We start from the raw sequence: 17,960 nt of genomic DNA, 5'->3' as shown, positions 1-17,960 counted from the left end.
TACCAAAATGCATGTAAATAAGTATTCACTTCTTCTAAAGGAAACAAAATACGTTCATGAATGAAAAACATTCAAACTAAAGATGTTGAAAGTTTTAGATCATTTGAGTGGTGATGATTTGAACTAACGGGTGGGAAAATACCTTTAAAAACGAGGCATTGATCGTAAAGTCAGGTATAATTGAAGCCATTTTTTATCAGCGAAAGAACACTATGAATCAATATCTCGCGGTAACTTCAAATGGCATGGAAAATTTGCTTGTTGAAGAACTGACTAAACTAGGCATTGAAAATGCGAAACCAGTACAGGCAGGCGTAAAATTTAAAGCGACAAACGAACAGGTTTATCGCTGTTGTTTGTGGAGCCGTTTAGCGTCTCGATTTGTACGTGTTTTATCTGAGTTCACGTGTAACAACGACATGGACTTGTATCTATCCACTTCCACTATTAACTGGGTTAACCAATTTCATAGCTCTAAACGCTTTGTTGTGGACTTTAACGGCACAAACCGTGAGATTAGAAATAGCCAATACGGAGCTATGAAGGTCAAAGATGGCATCGTAGATTGCTTTGAGAATAAAGGCTTGCCACGTCCTAATATCAGCAAAGAACGCCCAGATATTCGTATTCACGTTCGTTTGCATAAAGATAAAGCGTTGCTTGGGGTAGACATGGTAGGTAGTGGTCTTCATCAGCGTGGTTATCGACCAGAATCGGGTCGTGCGCCATTACGTGAAACGCTTGCTTCTGCGATTATCATGCGTTGTGGCTGGGATGGGCATCAACCATTACTCGATCCAATGTGTGGTTCTGGTACTTTGCTTATTGAAGCGGCAATGATGGCTGCCAACATGGCACCTGGCGTTAAGCGCAAACAATGGGGCTTCGAAGTTTTGGAAGACTTTGAACCGGAGACCTGGGCTGAGATTAAATCAGAGGCTAATGTTCAAGCTAGACGAGGTGTCAAGAAAGTTGACGCTAAGTTTTTTGGATTCGATAACGACCCCAAAGTATTAAAAGTCGCTCAAGAAAACGCCCGCAGAGCAGGTGTTGAAGAGTTGATTGAGTTTGCGCAAGGTGATGCTGCAACTATTACTCGTCCCGCAGGATTTGAACACGGTGTTATCGTTTCAAACCCACCTTACGGTGAGCGTCTAGGAACTGAGCCGGGGCTGATTGCGCTCTATACCGCATTCGGTGGACAGCTAAAATCTGAGTTTGGCGGATGTAAAGCATCTATCTTCTCTAGCTCAGACGAGCTCTTGAGTTGCCTTCGTATGCGCGCTGATAAACAGTTTAAATTGAACAATGGTGCGTTACCGTGTCACCAAAAGAACTACAGCATTGCCGAGCGCAGCGCTGATGAAGTGAAAGGTGCAGATACTAACGTTCAAATCGCACCAGACTTCTCAAACCGTTTGAAGAAAAACATTGGCAAGATTGGCAAGTGGGCGCGTAAAGAGAAACTAGACTGCTATCGTATCTACGATGCAGACCTTCCAGAATATAACGTAGCGATCGACGTGTACGGCGATCAAATTGTGATTCAAGAGTACGCAGCACCTAAGAACATCCCTGAAGAAAAAGCCAAGCGTCGTCTAACGGACATTATCCGTGCGACGATTCAGGTGACAGGTGTCGAAGCGAACAAAGTTGTACTGAAAGTTCGTGAGAAGCAGAAAGGTCGAAGCCAGTACCAAAAATTAGGTCAGGTATCAGAGACGCTCGAAGTAAACGAGTACGGTGTGAAGCTGATCGTGAACCTTCATGACTACCTAGACACAGGCCTGTTCTTGGATCATAAGATCACTCGTCGTCGTCTTGGCGAAATGGCACAGGGTAAAGATTTCCTTAACTTGTTTGCTTACACTGGTAGTGCAACAGTGCACGCTGCAGTTGGTGGTGCGCGTTCCACTACAACTGTCGATATGTCAAACACCTACTTGAACTGGGCGAAAGACAATATGCAGCTTAATGGCTGTGTAGGGCGCCAACATAAATATGAACAAGCGGACTGTTTGCAATGGCTAGAAAACGCAAAAAGTGAGTACGACTTGATCTTTATTGACCCACCTACGTTCTCTAACTCTAAGCGTATGGAAACATCATTCGATGTACAACGTGACCACATTAAGCTAATGAAGAACCTCAAACGTTTACTGAGAAGTGAAGGCACAATCGTATTTTCAAATAACAAACGTCACTTCAAGATGGATGAAGAATCACTCGCTGAATTGGGTTTGAAGGCTCAGAATATTTCTTCTCAAACGTTACCATTAGATTTTGCGCGTAATAAACAGATTCATAACTGTTGGCTAGTAACGCACGCGTAGTATAAACAAAAGGATTAATACGTGCTGATATTGTATAGCACGGAGGGATGCCATCTTTGTGAGATGGCATTTGCTCTAGTAGACCAAGTCGGTTTGGCCGAGCAAACAGATATCATCGATATTGCGTTCGATGATGTACTATTTTCTCGTTACGGCGTCACAATACCCGTATTAAAATATCAAGATTCTGAGTTGAACTGGCCGTTTGACTTAGAACAACTCACACATTGGTTGGATAATAATGGCATTACTTACCATTCATAACGCACAACTTGCATTTGGTGACCACCCATTGCTAGACAAAGCGGAGTTCGCTCTTCAAGAAAACGAACGCGTTTGTTTAGTTGGTCGTAACGGAGCAGGTAAGTCCACGTTAATGAAAGTGCTTGCCGGCGACATTTTGTTGGATGATGGCAAGATTCAAATAACTCAAGACGTAGTAGTTTCTCGGCTTGAACAAGATCCACCGCGCAATCAAGAGGGTACGGTTTACGAATACGTATCTGGCGGTTTGGCTGAAATCGGCGAACAATTGAAGATCTATCACGATCTTCTCGATCTTGTTGCTCAAGACCCAAGTGAGAAGAACATTAACCGTTTGGCGAAAGTTCAAGAGCAACTTGATCATTCTAATGCTTGGCGCTTTGATGACCGTGTTAAGAACGTACTTGGCGCTTTAAAACTAAGCCCAGAAACCAAACTGACCGATCTATCCGGTGGCTGGCAACGTAAAGCTGCTTTAGCTCGTGCGCTGGTTTGTGATCCTGATGTATTGCTTCTTGATGAACCAACAAACCATCTCGATGTGACAACGATCGAATGGTTAGAGAACTTCTTAAAAGACTTCAAAGGCTCGATCATCTTTATTTCTCACGACCGTGCATTCATCAAGTCGATGGCGACACGCATCGTCGACTTAGATCGCGGTCAATTAGCTTCTTTCCCTGGTAATTACGAACAGTATTTGAATGACAAAGAAGAAATGCTTCGCGTCGAAGAAATGCAAAATGCTGAGTTCGATAAGAAACTAGCTCAGGAAGAAGTGTGGATTCGTCAAGGCATTAAAGCACGTCGTACTCGTAATGAAGGGCGTGTTCGAGCCCTTAAAAAACTTCGTGAAGAGCGTCGTGACCGTCGTGAAGTTCAAGGTAAAGTTAACCTAAACATCGATGATGCTTCTCGTTCAGGTAAGATTGTATTTGAAGCAGAAAATGTATCTTTTGCTTACGAAGGCAAGACAATTGTCGACGACTTTAGCTTTAACATCATGCGTGGTGACCGTATTGCACTTATCGGACCAAATGGCTGCGGTAAGAGTACGGTACTTAAATTGCTACTAGGGCAATTGGAAGCGCAGTCTGGTCGTTTACACTGCGGAACAAAATTAGAAGTCGCGTACTTTGATCAGTACCGAGAGATTTTGGATCCAGAAAAGACAGTGATCGATAACTTAGCGGATGGGAAACAAGAAGTAATGGTTGGGGGACGTCAGCGTCATGCGCTGAGTTATCTTCAAGACTTCTTATTTGCACCTAAGCGCGCCAGAACCCCGGTTAAGGCACTTTCTGGTGGTGAGAAAAACCGATTATTGCTAGCCCGTATCTTGTTGAAACCAAACAACTTACTTATTCTTGATGAACCAACTAACGATTTGGATATCGAAACGTTGGAACTTTTAGAAGAAATGCTTGCCAATTATCAGGGTACATTATTGTTAGTGAGTCACGACCGTGAGTTCGTAGACAACACAGTAACAACAAGCTGGATTTTTGAGGGTAACGGTATAATCGAAGAGTTCGTTGGTGGTTATCATGATGCTAAACAACAGCGTGACCAAGTTCTTGCTTCGCGCAGTCAGGTTGAAAAACCAACGAAGAAAGAGAAAGTGGTTGAGGAAACTCCCAAAACTACGCAACCTAAGAACAATTCGAAGAAGTTATCGTATAAGCTGCAAAGAGAATTAGAGGCTCTACCAGCTAAACTTGAACAATTAGAGTCGGATATCGAGAGCCTTCAGGAGCAAGTGAACGATCCAGAGTTCTTTGCTAAACCTGTAGAGCAAACTCAGCCGGTATTGGAACAGCTTGCTGCACTAGAGCAGGAGTTGGAAATCGCATTCGAGAGATGGGAAGAACTCGAAGCAATGCAACAGGATAGTTAAGAATTCAATGAATTGTAGTAATAAATTCAAATTGACCGCCATTGCAATGATGGTTGGTACCACAATGAACGCACAGGCGGCATTGTATCAAGTTGTTGAGGTTTCACCTCAGGATCATGGTTCAAACGGTGACTACCAAACGGCTTACGGGGTTGCAATTCAACAGGGCGATGCAGGTACAGATCCTTCAACAGGTTCACCTTTCGCTTTAGGCTGCTTTGATGCAGCAGCAAACTGCACGCCAGAGCAGTTTAAACTTGCAATGGAAACTCGCACTACACCGATTTCAGCGACACAAGCCGTGGATGGGAACAGCTATCGTGAAGAAATCCCATTCGGATTAGACGCTGGCTTTTATTACATCCAAGAACTCAAAGACTTTGAGCGTTACTGTTACAACCAGCTTCGCTATTCCACCTGTGACTCTTGGGCCTCAGTAAACTGGACGCCGTGGAATAAAGAACGTAGTAAAGACTTTACTTCTAATGCGTTAGCGTTCATAGAAGAAGATTCTGCTGCTTATAAAAATGAATATAACAATGTTATCAACCAGCTTACCGAGGATGGTGCAGCTGTCGGTAATCAGAGTAAAGTTAGCACAGAAAATGCTTCTACATTAGAAACACGAAATACCGTAGTTGCACCAGTAGAGCCAAATATTCTTACTGGCGATAGTGACGCAAGTGTTGTGCAAAGCCATGCTTGGAGCACAGACGGCATTTTTACTGTTGGCAGTGTTTCTCGAACAGCAAGCAATACCAATGGATCTCACCATACATCAAAAGCAGCGATTTGGGATCAAAGCGGAACCGTCAGTGAATTGGCTTGGCCAAGTGGCACATCTAAAGATGGAGAAAGGTTAGCTCAAGGGAGCATGCGTGACCTTGTCACTGATGGAACTACGGTCTATGGCGTAGGTTACAACACTTACAGTGATGATAACTACCTGAATGCGACTGTTTTTGTCGGAACTCTAGAAGCCGAAGGTAGCGTTGAAAACGCAACTTGGAAAAATAAAGTTGTTGTAGGAGCTAGACAGCGCGAAGGTGATGATACGGTTCATACAAACTCACGATTAACCGACGTTAACTCTAATTTTGTTGCTATTGGTGAAGCGAAACGTTCGGGCGGATACTTAATGCCAACGGGCTCTGCTCCGAATCGTCTCTTTATCGTAGATGATGTTCGTAAGGATTCTATTAGCGCTTTTTACCCAACTACTGGCATTTTCTTTAGCGGTGCGGGCGGTAAGATGGGCGGTATCAACTCTTACAATGAAATCGTCGGGCAACTTGATGCGGAAACGACTCGTGAAGACGATGGCAAGCCACGTCGTAAGCGCGGTTTTATCTATCCATATAGCCTAGGTGGCGAGACTAGTGAACGTGCTGCAACATTGTTTAATGGAAAAGCTTGGTTCCTAGACAGTTTGACTAATGGCGGTGATTACTCTGAACAAAACAATCAGTTCCGTATTATCGACGCAACTGATATTAATGATGCAGGTGTGATCTCTGGTACTGCTATGAAATGTGCAGGTGGTTATAGCACAACAGCAAACAATGCGACATGTAGCTCTGAAGAGCAAATTGTAGCAGTCAAACTAGTACCTATTGCTGACGCAACTAAGGACGACATCGTATCTCGAAGCATTGACTCAACGACGACAGAGCGTCAAGGTGCAGGCCTTGGTTGGTTAGCTTTGACCATGCTTGGATTGTTTGGGTTCCGTAGAAAATAGTTAAAAATCGTCAGTAATTTTTAAATCAAGCAGAGGCTCACACATTTGAGTCTCTGCTTTTTTTATGCCTTGAGAAATTGCCTACTTTGATCGATTCTTATAAGTGGAGTCATAAAAACTCCATCAAAGTTTCACAATAACAGCTGTACGTTAGTAAATGGACCTGTATGAGGAATTAACTATGAAGAGACAAAAGCGTGATCGCCTAGAACGAGCTCAATCTCAAGGCTACAAAGCTGGGTTGAATGGAAGGTCTCAAGAGGCTTGCCCATATCAACAAGTTGATGCTCGGTCGTATTGGTTAGGTGGTTGGCGTGATGCCAGAGATGAAAGACAATCTGGTCTCTACAAATAAACTCTCCACATACAAAAAGAAGGATTCGAAAGGGCTCTACGGAGCCTTTTCTACATTATAGGGACATAGGGAAGTAGGTTAACACTGGATAACAAAAAGGCTCCTAAATAGGAGCCTTAATAAATCGATTAAAATCGAGATTAGAAGCTTGAAGTATCTTGGAACAAGCCAACTTTCAAATCTTTTGCTACGTAGATTTCTTTGCCGTCCACACATACACGACCGTCAGCCAAACCCATCACAAGCTTACGGTTTACAACGCGTTTCATGTGGATTTCGTACGTCACTTTTTTCGCTGTTGGCAGGATCTGACCTGTAAACTTCACTTCGCCAACACCCAGAGCACGACCTTTTCCTTTGCCACCAACCCAGCCAAGGAAGAAACCAACAAGTTGCCACATCGCATCAAGGCCAAGACAACCCGGCATTACAGGGTCGCCAGGGAAGTGGCAGTCAAAGAACCACAAATCTGGAGTAATATCCAATTCCGCCAAGATCAAACCTTTACCAAAATCGCCTTCAGTCTCAGACATTTTAGTAACACGATCCATCATTAGCATGTTTGGCGCAGGAAGCTGAGGGTAACCAGGCCCAAACAGTTCGCCTTGGCTAGAAGCAAGTAGATCGTCACGGTTATAAGAATCACGTTTGTTTTGCATTATCAATTACTCCAATTTTTGATAGCTGCATCTTAGTGAACACGTGTACGCTAAACAACTCCGATCAGTACTAGACAAACCAGTTTTTGATGCGCTGCACAATTCCTTCTGGATGCTCATGTCTTTCAAAGTTTTCAATACGTTCCGCTATTTTGCCAATAATGCTATCGTCTTCACCTCTAAAAGGTTTATTCATTACAATCGGAATAGCTTCATCTACGGTAGAAACGGACCAAATATGGAACTCACCATTTTTAATGCTTTCTATTACATCTTTATGTAATGCAAGGTGTTTAAGGTTTGATTTTGGCATCACAACACCTTGATTTCCTGTAAAACCTTGATGTTTACAAACCTGATAAAAGCCTTCAATTTTTTCGTTCAAGCCACCGACGGCTTGCACTCGACCAAACTGATCAACAGCTCCTGTAACAGCAACTTGTTGATTAATTGGAGATTCAGATAAAGCACTCACCAAGCAACAAAGTTCTGCAAGAGATGCACTGTCACCATCAACTTCACTATAAGACTGTTCAAATACGATGGAGGCAGAGTAAGGCAGTGGTTCATCCAGTTTCAGAGCAGAGCTCAAGAAAGCTTGCATAATCATCATGCCTTTTGCATGTAGATTGCCTCCAAGCTCAGCTTTGCGCTCAACATCGGAAACATCGCCATCACCAAAATGAATTACACAAGATATTCGTGCAGGCTCACCATAGCTGACAGGGTGCCCAGCCATATCAATAACGGTTAGGCCATTGATTTGACCAACTTGTTCCCCAGTTGTCTCAATGATGACTTGGCCATCTAAAATATCGTACACGGCACGCTGAGGAAGGTAAGATTCTCGGTAATACTTGTCGTCAATCGCTTTATCTAACGACTTGTAATCTAATGCTCGGCCATCACTGAACTGGCTGGCAAGCGTTAGAAGTTGAGAGTGCCACATTACTCCTAAAGGCAGATAATGTTGATCTTCAGTAAATCTCATACCGGCTAGCAACAATCTTCTAAAACCACATTCAGTTAAGTGAGGCAGCTGATATTGAGAACATATCCAGTTCACTAAACCAAAGTAATCTGTCAAATTCTGCTCTGACAGATGAATATCTTCTTCAACTTCCGTATACATGGCAAAGCCAGAACAGAAGTCTTCATCGATGTATTCTAGCTCTGCTAACTGACTTCTTTCTCCTGTTACAATCAGTTTTACATCATAAGCTTTAGCTTGCGGTACTGAAGTAGGTAAACGAGTAGGGCTTAGGTTCAGTGGCTCGATAAGGTTTTGTTGAATTGCAGACTTTATATTTGGCCAAAGTCCTGGGTTAGCCAAAATTAGATTAGCCGGTACAATTAAGTAACCGCTATCTGCCTGTGAAATTAAGCCAGGTTGTAAGGCAATATCACCACTTAAATCGACACTGTAACGGTCAAATAAGCGTTTGGCATCAAGTGATTCCGACAAAACAATCGCAGCGTTAGACTGGCTCTGAAGAGCTTTACTGATGAACTCTCTATAGACAGAATTATCTACGCAGTTAATGAGTAGTACTCGCGTCAATCCAGAAATTTTTGAAAAACGAGATATCGTTGCCGACATTCTCGGTTGGAGCTCAGTAAAAGACTTCTTTGGTAACGAAGGTGCAGACTTTAAAAGTGCTTCGTACTGCTCAAGTGAAGGTGTTACGTCTTGCCAATTAAGTTGGTTCATTAAAATTCATCGTAATTCAATCTTGCCGACATTATAACGAAACGGACTATAACACCCTAGCACCAATTTGGTTTGCTCACGGCATTCAACTCTCAATGAACAATACTTAGACAAATGAGTGATCAACATCGATACTTCTAAGAGTTTTATTTGCCCAAGTAAACCATCTGGGTTACGCTGTCACTAGGTTATGTTTATGGGTCGGAACAAATGAAATATCAGCAGCTTGAGAATCTAGAATGTGGGTGGAAATGGAAGTATCTCATCAAAAAATGGAAAGATGGTGAAGCGATTACCCGACATATTGATACAAGCGAAGCAGATGCAGCGGTCGCAGAACTAAAACGCCTTGAACACGAGCCTACACTTGTCTTGGCTTGGATAGAAAACCACATGTCAGAAGAGTTAGATAATAAACTCAAGCAGGCTATCCGAGCGAAACGGAAACGTCACTTCAATGCAGAGCAAGTCCATACAAAGAAGAAATCCATTGATTTAGATTACCGAGTTTGGGAAAAGCTTTCTAGCAGAGCGAATGAACTTGGTTGTACGTTATCTGACGCAATTGAATATTTGCTTTCCGAAGCGTCGAGAAGTGAAAAAGCGAGTCAAAAAGTTACCTCAATTAAAGAGGATTTGAGTAAATTGCTATCTAGCTAGGATAGGGAGTGCCAAATGTTATATGTAATCTTAATTGCAGCCATCGTGATCTTTTGGTTGATCGCAGTCGATAGGCCGGTGTTAAAAGTAAAGTTCGATAATGGCCATATTAGTAACGTAAAAGGGCATCTACCTCCTTCTTTCAAACACAACTTACAGGATATTAGTGAGCATAACCCGTTTACTGGTGAAATGAAGGTGTATAGCCAACGGACAGGAATGCGCTTAAGCTTTTCCAAAGGCATTCCCAAAAAAGTTCAACAGAGGATTCGTAACGTTTTTCCGCATCAGGGCTTCAAAGCAAACAAAAGCAAGAAGCGCGCTTAATTACATATCAGTTACTTCATCATGTTAAATGGGACGCAATGTGGCGTCCCATTTTCGTATCTACAGAAAAATTACTTATCATCGAACAATCAACAACATAAACGGACCAAAACGATGAGATACGTTGTAACTTTAATGATACTGATCTTTGCAAGTACTTCAGTTTTTGCTGACGATTCAGAAACGAACCTGTTGGCTAAAAAGATTAAGACTAAGCTTCAAAAGAAAGTAGACAATAAGTTTGATGACTATCAAGGTTATTGTGACGTCATGATAGAAATGGAGCACAAAAGTAAAAACGCAGTAATAAAAAGAGTAACCAGTAGTGGCGACCAAAAAGTGTGTAGGTACGTTAAGTCCAACTTGAAGAAAGGAAAACGCTATCGTTACAAATACCCCGAAAAGTACATTCGCCTCCATATAACCACAGGCTTATAAATGTTTCAGAACGCAACTGAGCTCGTGATTTTTGGCAGATTTCGTTGCGGAGCGATTAGAGCGTTTAGCTGATTTTTGCTGTTGTACGAGGCGAGTATGAAAGGCTTTTTTGTTTGGTAGCGCTTAAGTTAGTAATCGTGATGCCATTGAATGGCAAATTCAGTGAGTTAGCCATCATCACCATACATAGATTGATTCAGGTGCTTACGGAAGGACACGCCAGTAAGTCGGGGACTAAGCGCGCATCAATTTTCAATAAGAGATTTGATTTGCTTCGTAAGCATAACCACAAACCAAACTAGCGATTGCAAGTCCACAGGAACCTCGGTTAAAGCCTCAAAAGCAAACAATGTTGTTAATCTTAGGAGGACATTTTAAAGTAGCTAAAACCGGACATTATTGCTTTGAGATCTCACTCCTTGATGCGCATTATATGTGTTATGTTAAATTGTATATCGCCGTACGCTAAATGTTGTCTGAGTATGCTCCTATTCCCCTGCAGATTTTAAATTTAAGGGCCTTACTGTGAGCATTAAACATAATCATTATTTACCATAAAATACTTAATATAGATCTTAATAATCTATCGATTGTTAAGATCTATATTAACGCCTTTTTACTTATTGAAATGACTGTATAGCTTCAAAGATATCTTGTCTTCTAACTGGCTTGGAAATGAATCCGTCCATACCGGCATCCAGGCATTTATCTCTATCGCTTTCTAGCGCATGTGCAGTTAACGCTATAATTGGGGTCCTGATACCTTTATCTCGAATAAGTCTTGTTGCGGTAATTCCATCCATCACTGGCATCGAGACATCCATGAGAATCAAATCGATTAAATCCTCATTCTCTTCTAAAAATGTTAATGCCTCTGCTCCATGGCTTGCGATATGAACATTATGGCCAAGGTTATTTAAGATAAGCTTTATTACGAACTGATTCGATTCGGTATCTTCTACGACGAGAAGTTCCATTGCTTTTGTCGGTTGATTGGTTTCGATTCTAACTGGACGATTTTGATTACAACGAGTCAAAACTGGAATCGAAATCGTAAAGGTTGAACCAACATGCTCATCACTTTTAACGGCAATCTTTCCACGCATCATTTCGACTAAATGCTTGGTTATTGCGAGCCCCAGTCCTGTACCACCGAAGCGTCTCGTGATGGAACGGTCTCCTTGATGAAATGCCGTAAACAAGTGCTCTTGCTTTGCTTTAGATATACCAATTCCAGTGTCAGATATTGAGATCACAAGTTCAGCATCTTGCTCAGATACAGAAACTTTTACTTCACCTTCGTCTGTAAACTTTATTGCATTCCCTATTAGATTAAACAGAATTTGAGATAACCGCGTGGAGTCAATCCAAAATTGTTTGTCATTAGTGACAGTACAGTTGAGCTTGAATTTAAGATTTTTCTTCTTAGCTATTTGTTTTTGCTGAGAAATAACAAAAGTGACAGTGTCTCTTAAGTTAATCCATTGTTCATTGAGCTGAAAGCGACCTGACTCGATTTTAGAAAGATCAAGAATGTCACTGATTATCGCGAGAAGTAACTCTGCAGAGCACTCCATTTGGCTCAAAGCATCAATTTGTTCTTCTGACAAGGTTGATTGCTTCAGTATATCTAGCATTCCAAGAACGGAATTTAAAGGGGTTCTTATTTCATGACTCATCATCGCTAAGAACTCCGACTTAGACCGGTTCGCAAGCTCTGCTTCTTCTCTTGCTTTAGCGAGCTGAGTTGTTCTTACTTCAACGATACGTTGTAACTTCTCTTTGGTCTCGATATCAATGACCGCCCTTTCAATTAAGGGACGAAACCGCCTCAAGGTTTCCTTATTCTCTATGCTAAAGTGCCCTTTCTGAGCTCCAATAAGTAGGATTACGGTTTGCGTTACTTCTGAGCGTATACCAGTTAAAACGACCGAGTTTACATGGCTTTTTATAAAGCTGTTTAAGTTAACAAACTCAGCGAGTTTATCTGGCTCGAACAGTAGAATGCATTCACCATTGAGAGCTCTTTGATAGGTGTTACCGTGTAACCAGGATACATTATCAAATACGCTATTAGTTGATATCAATGTCTTGAAGGGATATCGTTCACCATCACGAGTCAGTACAATAAAATCATCGAAGTTGATGTACTTTTTGAGGACATTGTTTAATCCCGTAAATATCTCATGCCGATTCTTTGCCTCACTCATCGCAGATATCGCGGAAAGAATGGCCTTGTTTTCATCAGCGAGTAGTCGTTCTCTTTGTCTAGCCTGCTTTAGCTCAACTAACGCTTCTTGAAGCGCTTCCTGTTGATATATGTCTAAGTATTTATCTTTCATAAGGTTTATGGAATATAGCCGATGAAATCATCAGGTTTCCATGTCCATTCTCACCACCAATAAATCTACCTTGCTCGCCGAAAGTAAAAGGGCAAATAAAAGGCAAATGTTCTAGTTCTTGGTTAATTTGTTCACAAACGCTATTCATGTCTTGCATTAAGTGCAACATGGGACCTGCGCAAAAGATATTTATCACTCCAATTTTTCGAGACTCTTCTAATTTTTGGTTAAAAGCGGCATTGACGACTTTTGCAGCGCGCGCAACGAGATGCTCACGACTTCCTTTCATTAATGTGAGCTCGTCACCCTCTTCTATTCGTGTAAACAACTCGATTCCACCATCTTGCGTCTCTCGGATCGGATGGGATAACTTGTAATATGGGCGATCATAGAGATGACCTGCGATCCGCCCTAATGGATAAGCACTCGAGTTTGTAAACAGCATATTATCTTTACCTACTTGGTTATCCTGGTGATTTGTCCACCTTCTATAAACATTGAGCGCAGGTTCGTTATCAATTTCAAGTAAGCATCTATCGTTGGTCTTGGTTGCAACACCTTTGATATTAGTTGGTGTATGTCCAGCGCTAAAAGCGATATCAACAGGTTGAGAGGAGTAAAAGAGAGTTAAGCTTAAACCTGAAGTTTGAGAGCCTTGGGCGGTTATCACAGACCATTTCCCAGCGATGTTATTATCAGCGGCCGAACCACCAATAATTGGAATTAGAGTTCCAAATCTTTCATCTATATACGCAATGATTGATTCCTCTTGCCCTGGTGTGGCATGAAGTAGAATTAAGTTTGGTACCTCTCCTACACGGTTAGAGCTCTCAAGGGCCATATCCAAAGCCTTGGTGACGCTGTCACCTGAGTTGTGATTAGAAATACCAGTACCATAAGCATGAGGACCTGTATCATAAACAGCAAGCGCCGCAATTACTGGGCCTGTATGAAAGCCCTGATCTGTCATTACGGCTTGACATGAACTGGCGCCATGAAAAGGCACACCAGGAAAATGCGCAAGAAACGCTTCTCGAATCAACTCGAAATTGTATTCTTCCGTGTAGTAACACATCACGTAAGACAAGTTCTGTTGTGTCAATTCGGACCTGAGCGTTTTTATCGCTGAGTCTTCATCTTTAATATGAGTAAAAACTGATTGGCAATGCATACGATTTTATAATTGGATATCACTCTGCTGTTATACCATTCCAACCAATTTTCTCTAGGTAAGAAGGTGTTAATTTCATTAATAAGTTACGATTATCTCGTGATAGATCGTATTTATAATTGAACTACAACAATGTTTTCACCTTTTTTAAAGGTGATTTTTTTCGATTCAGGCATGATGTCCCATTCTACTGACTTATGCTTCTCATTGAGATTGATAAAATTACCAGATTGATTTAGATCAATTTTTAGAGTGCTACTTTCTGTCGTTTCGAGCGAAATTCCCATTGAGTCACGATTAATCGTGATTATTTCTCCTTCAATTGTTACATCGCATCGTTCTTTTTGTGAACAGTCAACGCTATTAACACTCTCGTGTGTAAAGGTACGCCAGAAAAATGCGCCTATTAAAACACTGAGCATGATTAAGATTTGTGCAAGTCGCGCCTTTGTTAACTTTTGTGCAGGCATAATTACTAATATCCTTGTTACAAACTTCAAACTTTTTAAATAAAAAATGATTTCCAGAGGTCCAGTAAGGTTACTACCCTGTCATTGAATTGTTAATTCAAGTATAGTGTCACGCTGAAAATGCCACTTTTTATTAAAGTCAGCAATGGAAATAAGGTGATGATAACACTTGAATTCTAGAGTTTACTTGGGTGGTGTTACGACGCAAGTCGTGTTGGAAGTAAAAGTGTAGTTAATTAGAAATTGGAAGCATGCAAATGAGCCAAGTAAAGCAGCTTGAACAAAACTACAACTATACAGTCGTTCGCCAATTTACCCTTGTGACCATTTTATGGGGCATAGTTGGTATGGCTGTTGGTGTTTTGATTGCCGCTCAATTAGTTTGGCCACAGCTAAACTTTGATACGCCGTGGTTGACGTACAGTCGCTTACGTCCACTGCATACTAATGCGGTAATTTTTGCGTTTGGTACCAGTGCTCTGTTCGCAACGTCTTATTATGTTGTACAGCGCACATGTCAAACACGTCTTTTTGGTGGCCCACTCGTTGCCTTCACCTTTTGGGGTTGGCAAGCAATCATCCTAGCAGCAGCCATTACTTTGCCTCTCGGTTTAACATCGGGTAAAGAGTATGCTGAGCTAGAATGGCCTATTGATATCGCAATTGCGCTAGTATGGGTATCATATGCGGTGGTGTTCTTCGGCACACTGGTGAAACGAAACACGTCACACATATATGTGGCAAACTGGTTCTTCGGTGCCTTTATTATCACAGTAGCAGTACTTCACATCGTGAACAGCATGGCTATTCCTGTGTCACTCGGTAAATCTTACTCGATTTACTCGGGCGCAGTGGATGCGATGGTTCAGTGGTGGTATGGACACAATGCGGTAGGTTTCCTACTGACCGCTGGTTTCCTAGGTATGATGTACTACTTCGTTCCTAAACAAGCTGAACGTCCTGTTTATTCTTACCGTCTATCTATCGTTCACTTCTGGGCACTTATTTCTCTATATATTTGGGCAGGCCCTCACCACCTTCATTATACAGCGCTACCAGACTGGACTCAGTCTCTAGGTATGGTTATGTCGCTGGTTCTATTTGCTCCTTCTTGGGGTGGTATGATCAACGGTATTATGACGTTATCTGGTGCATGGCATAAGCTTCGTTATGACCCTATCCTACGTTTCCTAATCGTTTCACTGTCGTTCTACGGTATGTCTACCTTTGAAGGCCCGATGATGTCGATTAAGACGGTTAACGCACTTTCTCACTACACAGACTGGACCATTGGTCACGTTCACTCTGGTGCGTTAGGTTGGGTTGCGATGGTTTCTATCGGCTCTGTATATCACTTGGTACCTCGCCTATTTGGCCAGGAGCGTATGTACTCTGTTGGTCTAGTTAATGTGCATTTCTGGCTAGCAACAATCGGTACCGTTCTTTACATCGTTGCGATGTGGATCTCTGGTGTAATGCAAGGTCTTATGTGGCGCGCGGTTAACTCTGACGGTACGCTAACTTACAGCTTTGTTGAGTCTGTAGAAGCGTCTTATCCGTTCTACTTTGTACGTTTCCTAGGCGGATTTATCTTCCTATCTGGTATGTTCCTAATGGCATACAACACGTACAAAACGGTAAGTGCACCTAAAGAAAGCCTAAAAGCTATCCCACATCCGGCATAAGGAGATTTAAGAATGAGTAATAATTCTAATAATCGCCATGAAATCTTAGAACGTAATGTCGGTTTGTTGGCTATTTTTATCGTGTTTGCTATCAGTTGGGGCGCTCTTGTAGAGATCACGCCTCTGATTTTCCAAAAGCAAACGACTGAACCTGTAGAAAATCTGCGCGCTTACACTCCTTTGGAGATGGAAGGCCGTGATATCTACATCCGTGAAGGTTGTAACGTTTGTCACAGCCAGATGGTTCGTCCTTTCCGCTCAGAGACTGAACGTTACGGTCACTACTCTGTTGCTGGTGAGAGTGTTTGGGAACACCCATTCCTTTGGGGCTCTAAGCGTACAGGCCCGGATTTAGCTCGTGTTGGTGGTCGTTATTCTGACGAATGGCACCGTGTTCACCTGTTAGATCCTCGTGAGCTTGTACCTGAGTCAAACATGCCAGGTTTCCCGTGGCTAGCTGAAAACGTTTTAGACGGTAAGCTAACTCAGAAGAAACTTGAGCTATTTCGTGATCAGTTCGGCGTTCCATACACTGATGAAGAGATCGCGAATTCGGCTAAAGAAGTAGAAGGTAAAACAGAGATGGATGCAATCATCGCTTACCTTCAGTCTCTTGGTCATGCAATGAAGTAAGGGGATCATATGGATTTCGGTACAATTCATAGTATTTATACCGTTGTACTCTTCGCTAGTTTTATTGGCATCGTATGGTGGGCATTTAGTAAAAAGCGTAAAGCACGCTTTGAAGAAGATGCCAACTTGGTGTTTGCTGACGAAGAACAAAAGACCCCTAATAACCAAGGAGTGAAGAAGTAATGACTACATTCTGGAGTCTCTGGATTATCGTGATTACTGTCGGTACGCTAGTAGGCTGTGCGATTCTCCTGACTTGGTGCGCTAAAGATAAAATGGGCGTCGAGGAAGGGGAAGACATGGGCCACGAGTACGATGGTATTCGCGAGCTAAACAACCCTCTACCAAAGTGGTGGACTTACCTGTTTGTAAGCACATTTGTGTTCGCAGCAGTTTACCTTGCCCTATTCCCAGGCCTAGGTAGCTTCAAGGGCTTTTTAAACTGGCAGAGTTCGGCTCAAACCGTTCGCTCACTAGAAGAGTCAAAAGAAGCCATCGCTGCAGCACAAGAGAACAAGCAACTAAACCAATATGCAAAAGAACTGGATGATGCCGACGCTTACTTCGGCGAAGCATTCCGTAAACTTGCGCACAATGACAGTGGTCTACGCCCAATTCCTGAAATTGCGCAAGATCCTGAAGCATTAAAAGTTGGTCAGCGTTTGTTTTTGCAAAACTGTTCTCAATGCCATGGCTCTGATGCACGTGGTCAGAAAGGCTTCCCTAACCTGACTGATGATGCATGGCTATATGGTGGCGAGCCAGCAGCGATCGTTACAACCATCATGCACGGCCGTATTGGTCAAATGCCAGCATGGAAAGATGCCCTTGGTGAGCAAGGTGTTCAAGAAGTTGTAAGTTACACACTTAGTCTATCTGGTCGTAAAGTAAATGCTCGTGAAGCCGCGGCAGGTAAAGCACGCTTCGTAGTGTGTGCAGCTTGTCATGGTACCGATGGTAAGGGTAACCCTGCAGTCGGTGCGCCTGACCTTACAGACCAAGACTGGTTATTTGGTGACTCTCGTGCAGCTGTAACAGAAACCGTAATGAACGGACGCTCAGGCGTAATGCCTGCGTGGAAAGACATTTTGGGTGAAGATAAAGTTCAGCTCGTTGCCTCATATGTCTGGAGTTTAAGTAACTCAGAGAGTAAGTAACTGAGATATTACGTAACATAGCAATAACAGCCCCTTTCAGAGGGGCTGTCTTTCCTTTAAATTTAACGCCTTACATTTTTTCATTTAGCTGTTGAGAACTTTTTTATGGTAAAGCCT

At 42.4% G+C, this 17,960-nt stretch carries 17 protein-coding genes; 12 read left to right on the top strand and 5 right to left on the bottom strand.

Annotation, left to right across the window (positions count from 1 at the left end; all coding sequences use genetic code 11):
* Positions 1 to 212: 212 nt before the first annotated feature.
* The 5 genes from rlmKL (at position 213) to rmf (ending at position 6,590) form a co-directional block, all read left to right on the top strand.
* Positions 213 to 2,333, top strand: coding sequence for a bifunctional 23S rRNA (guanine(2069)-N(7))-methyltransferase RlmK/23S rRNA (guanine(2445)-N(2))-methyltransferase RlmL (rlmKL, locus tag R7041_RS09880; RefSeq protein ID WP_062730585.1), 2,121 nt, complete (start codon positions 213 to 215; stop codon positions 2,331 to 2,333).
* Positions 2,334 to 2,354: 21 nt separating this feature from the next.
* Positions 2,355 to 2,597, top strand: a complete 243-nt coding sequence (locus R7041_RS09875) for a glutaredoxin family protein (protein ID WP_017821808.1) — start codon at positions 2,355 to 2,357, stop codon at positions 2,595 to 2,597.
* On the top strand, positions 2,575 to 4,494 hold the full coding sequence (locus tag R7041_RS09870; RefSeq protein ID WP_005377449.1) for an ABC transporter ATP-binding protein: 1,920 nt from the start codon (positions 2,575 to 2,577) through the stop codon (positions 4,492 to 4,494). Before R7041_RS09875 ends, R7041_RS09870 begins: the two co-directional genes overlap by 23 nt.
* A 7-nt stretch (positions 4,495 to 4,501) precedes the next feature.
* A complete protein-coding gene (locus tag R7041_RS09865) occupies positions 4,502 to 6,235 on the top strand; it encodes a DUF3466 family protein (protein ID WP_033905318.1) in 1,734 nt (577 codons plus the stop codon).
* 181 nt (positions 6,236 to 6,416) lie between these two features.
* Entirely contained in the window at positions 6,417 to 6,590 is a 174-nt protein-coding gene (gene rmf / locus R7041_RS09860) for a ribosome modulation factor (protein WP_005377453.1), read from the top strand.
* 140 nt (positions 6,591 to 6,730) lie between these two features.
* On the opposite strand, the gene fabA is transcribed toward rmf, so the two are convergent.
* Positions 6,731 to 7,249 carry a bifunctional 3-hydroxydecanoyl-ACP dehydratase/trans-2-decenoyl-ACP isomerase gene (gene fabA / locus R7041_RS09855; RefSeq protein ID WP_005390081.1) on the bottom strand — a complete coding sequence of 173 codons (519 nt, stop codon included), beginning with the start codon at positions 7,247 to 7,249 and terminating at the stop codon, positions 6,731 to 6,733.
* Positions 7,250 to 7,319: 70 nt separating this feature from the next.
* On the bottom strand, positions 7,320 to 8,960 hold the full coding sequence (locus R7041_RS09850) for an AAA family ATPase (RefSeq protein WP_064368428.1): 1,641 nt from the start codon (positions 8,958 to 8,960) through the stop codon (positions 7,320 to 7,322).
* A 210-nt stretch (positions 8,961 to 9,170) separates the two neighbouring features.
* On the opposite strand from R7041_RS09850, the gene matP reads away from it, so the two are divergent.
* From matP to R7041_RS09835, 3 genes are all read left to right on the top strand, one after another.
* Positions 9,171 to 9,620, top strand: coding sequence for a macrodomain Ter protein MatP (matP, locus tag R7041_RS09845; protein WP_005396497.1), 450 nt, complete (start codon positions 9,171 to 9,173; stop codon positions 9,618 to 9,620).
* Positions 9,621 to 9,635: 15 nt separating this feature from the next.
* Positions 9,636 to 9,947 carry a DUF3634 family protein gene (locus R7041_RS09840; RefSeq protein WP_064368427.1) on the top strand — a complete coding sequence of 104 codons (312 nt, stop codon included), beginning with the start codon at positions 9,636 to 9,638 and terminating at the stop codon, positions 9,945 to 9,947.
* A 114-nt stretch (positions 9,948 to 10,061) separates the two neighbouring features.
* Positions 10,062 to 10,385: a hypothetical protein gene (locus R7041_RS09835; protein ID WP_017634287.1), complete on the top strand. Its 324-nt coding sequence runs from the start codon at positions 10,062 to 10,064 to the stop codon at positions 10,383 to 10,385.
* A gap of 620 nt (positions 10,386 to 11,005) precedes the next feature.
* Here the strand turns inward: R7041_RS09835 and R7041_RS09830 are convergent.
* The 3 genes from R7041_RS09830 to R7041_RS09820 all read right to left on the bottom strand — a co-directional run bounded on the left by R7041_RS09830 (position 11,006) and on the right by R7041_RS09820 (position 14,368).
* Entirely contained in the window at positions 11,006 to 12,727 is a 1,722-nt protein-coding gene (locus R7041_RS09830; protein ID WP_206949497.1) for an ATP-binding protein, read from the bottom strand.
* Positions 12,717 to 13,898 (bottom strand): FIST signal transduction protein, encoded by a 1,182-nt coding sequence (locus tag R7041_RS09825; RefSeq protein ID WP_064368425.1) that lies wholly within the window; start codon positions 13,896 to 13,898, stop codon positions 12,717 to 12,719. The genes R7041_RS09830 and R7041_RS09825 overlap by 11 nt, the downstream gene beginning before the upstream one ends.
* A gap of 113 nt (positions 13,899 to 14,011) precedes the next feature.
* Positions 14,012 to 14,368 (bottom strand): hypothetical protein, encoded by a 357-nt coding sequence (locus R7041_RS09820; protein ID WP_005377473.1) that lies wholly within the window; start codon positions 14,366 to 14,368, stop codon positions 14,012 to 14,014.
* Positions 14,369 to 14,625: 257 nt separating this feature from the next.
* Between R7041_RS09820 and ccoN the strand changes: the two genes are divergently transcribed.
* From ccoN to ccoP, 4 genes are read left to right on the top strand one after another with little or no spacing between them, the layout of a single operon-like run.
* Positions 14,626 to 16,053: a cytochrome-c oxidase, cbb3-type subunit I gene (gene ccoN, locus R7041_RS09815; protein WP_005396488.1), complete on the top strand. Its 1,428-nt coding sequence runs from the start codon at positions 14,626 to 14,628 to the stop codon at positions 16,051 to 16,053.
* 12 nt (positions 16,054 to 16,065) lie between these two features.
* Entirely contained in the window at positions 16,066 to 16,686 is a 621-nt protein-coding gene (gene ccoO / locus R7041_RS09810) for a cytochrome-c oxidase, cbb3-type subunit II (protein ID WP_005377475.1), read from the top strand.
* A gap of 9 nt (positions 16,687 to 16,695) precedes the next feature.
* On the top strand, positions 16,696 to 16,869 hold the full coding sequence (locus R7041_RS09805) for a cbb3-type cytochrome oxidase subunit 3 (protein ID WP_005377485.1): 174 nt from the start codon (positions 16,696 to 16,698) through the stop codon (positions 16,867 to 16,869).
* Positions 16,869 to 17,843, top strand: coding sequence for a cytochrome-c oxidase, cbb3-type subunit III (ccoP, locus tag R7041_RS09800; RefSeq protein ID WP_005377487.1), 975 nt, complete (start codon positions 16,869 to 16,871; stop codon positions 17,841 to 17,843). Before R7041_RS09805 ends, ccoP begins: the two co-directional genes overlap by 1 nt.
* The last annotated feature ends 117 nt before the right edge of the window (positions 17,844 to 17,960 follow it).

This window comes from Vibrio sp. 1751 (assembly GCF_033339895.1).
Lineage (GTDB): Bacteria > Pseudomonadota > Gammaproteobacteria > Enterobacterales > Vibrionaceae > Vibrio > Vibrio alginolyticus.
The sequence above is the reverse complement of the archived record's forward strand: the minus strand, read 5'-3'. Positions and strand labels throughout refer to the sequence as shown.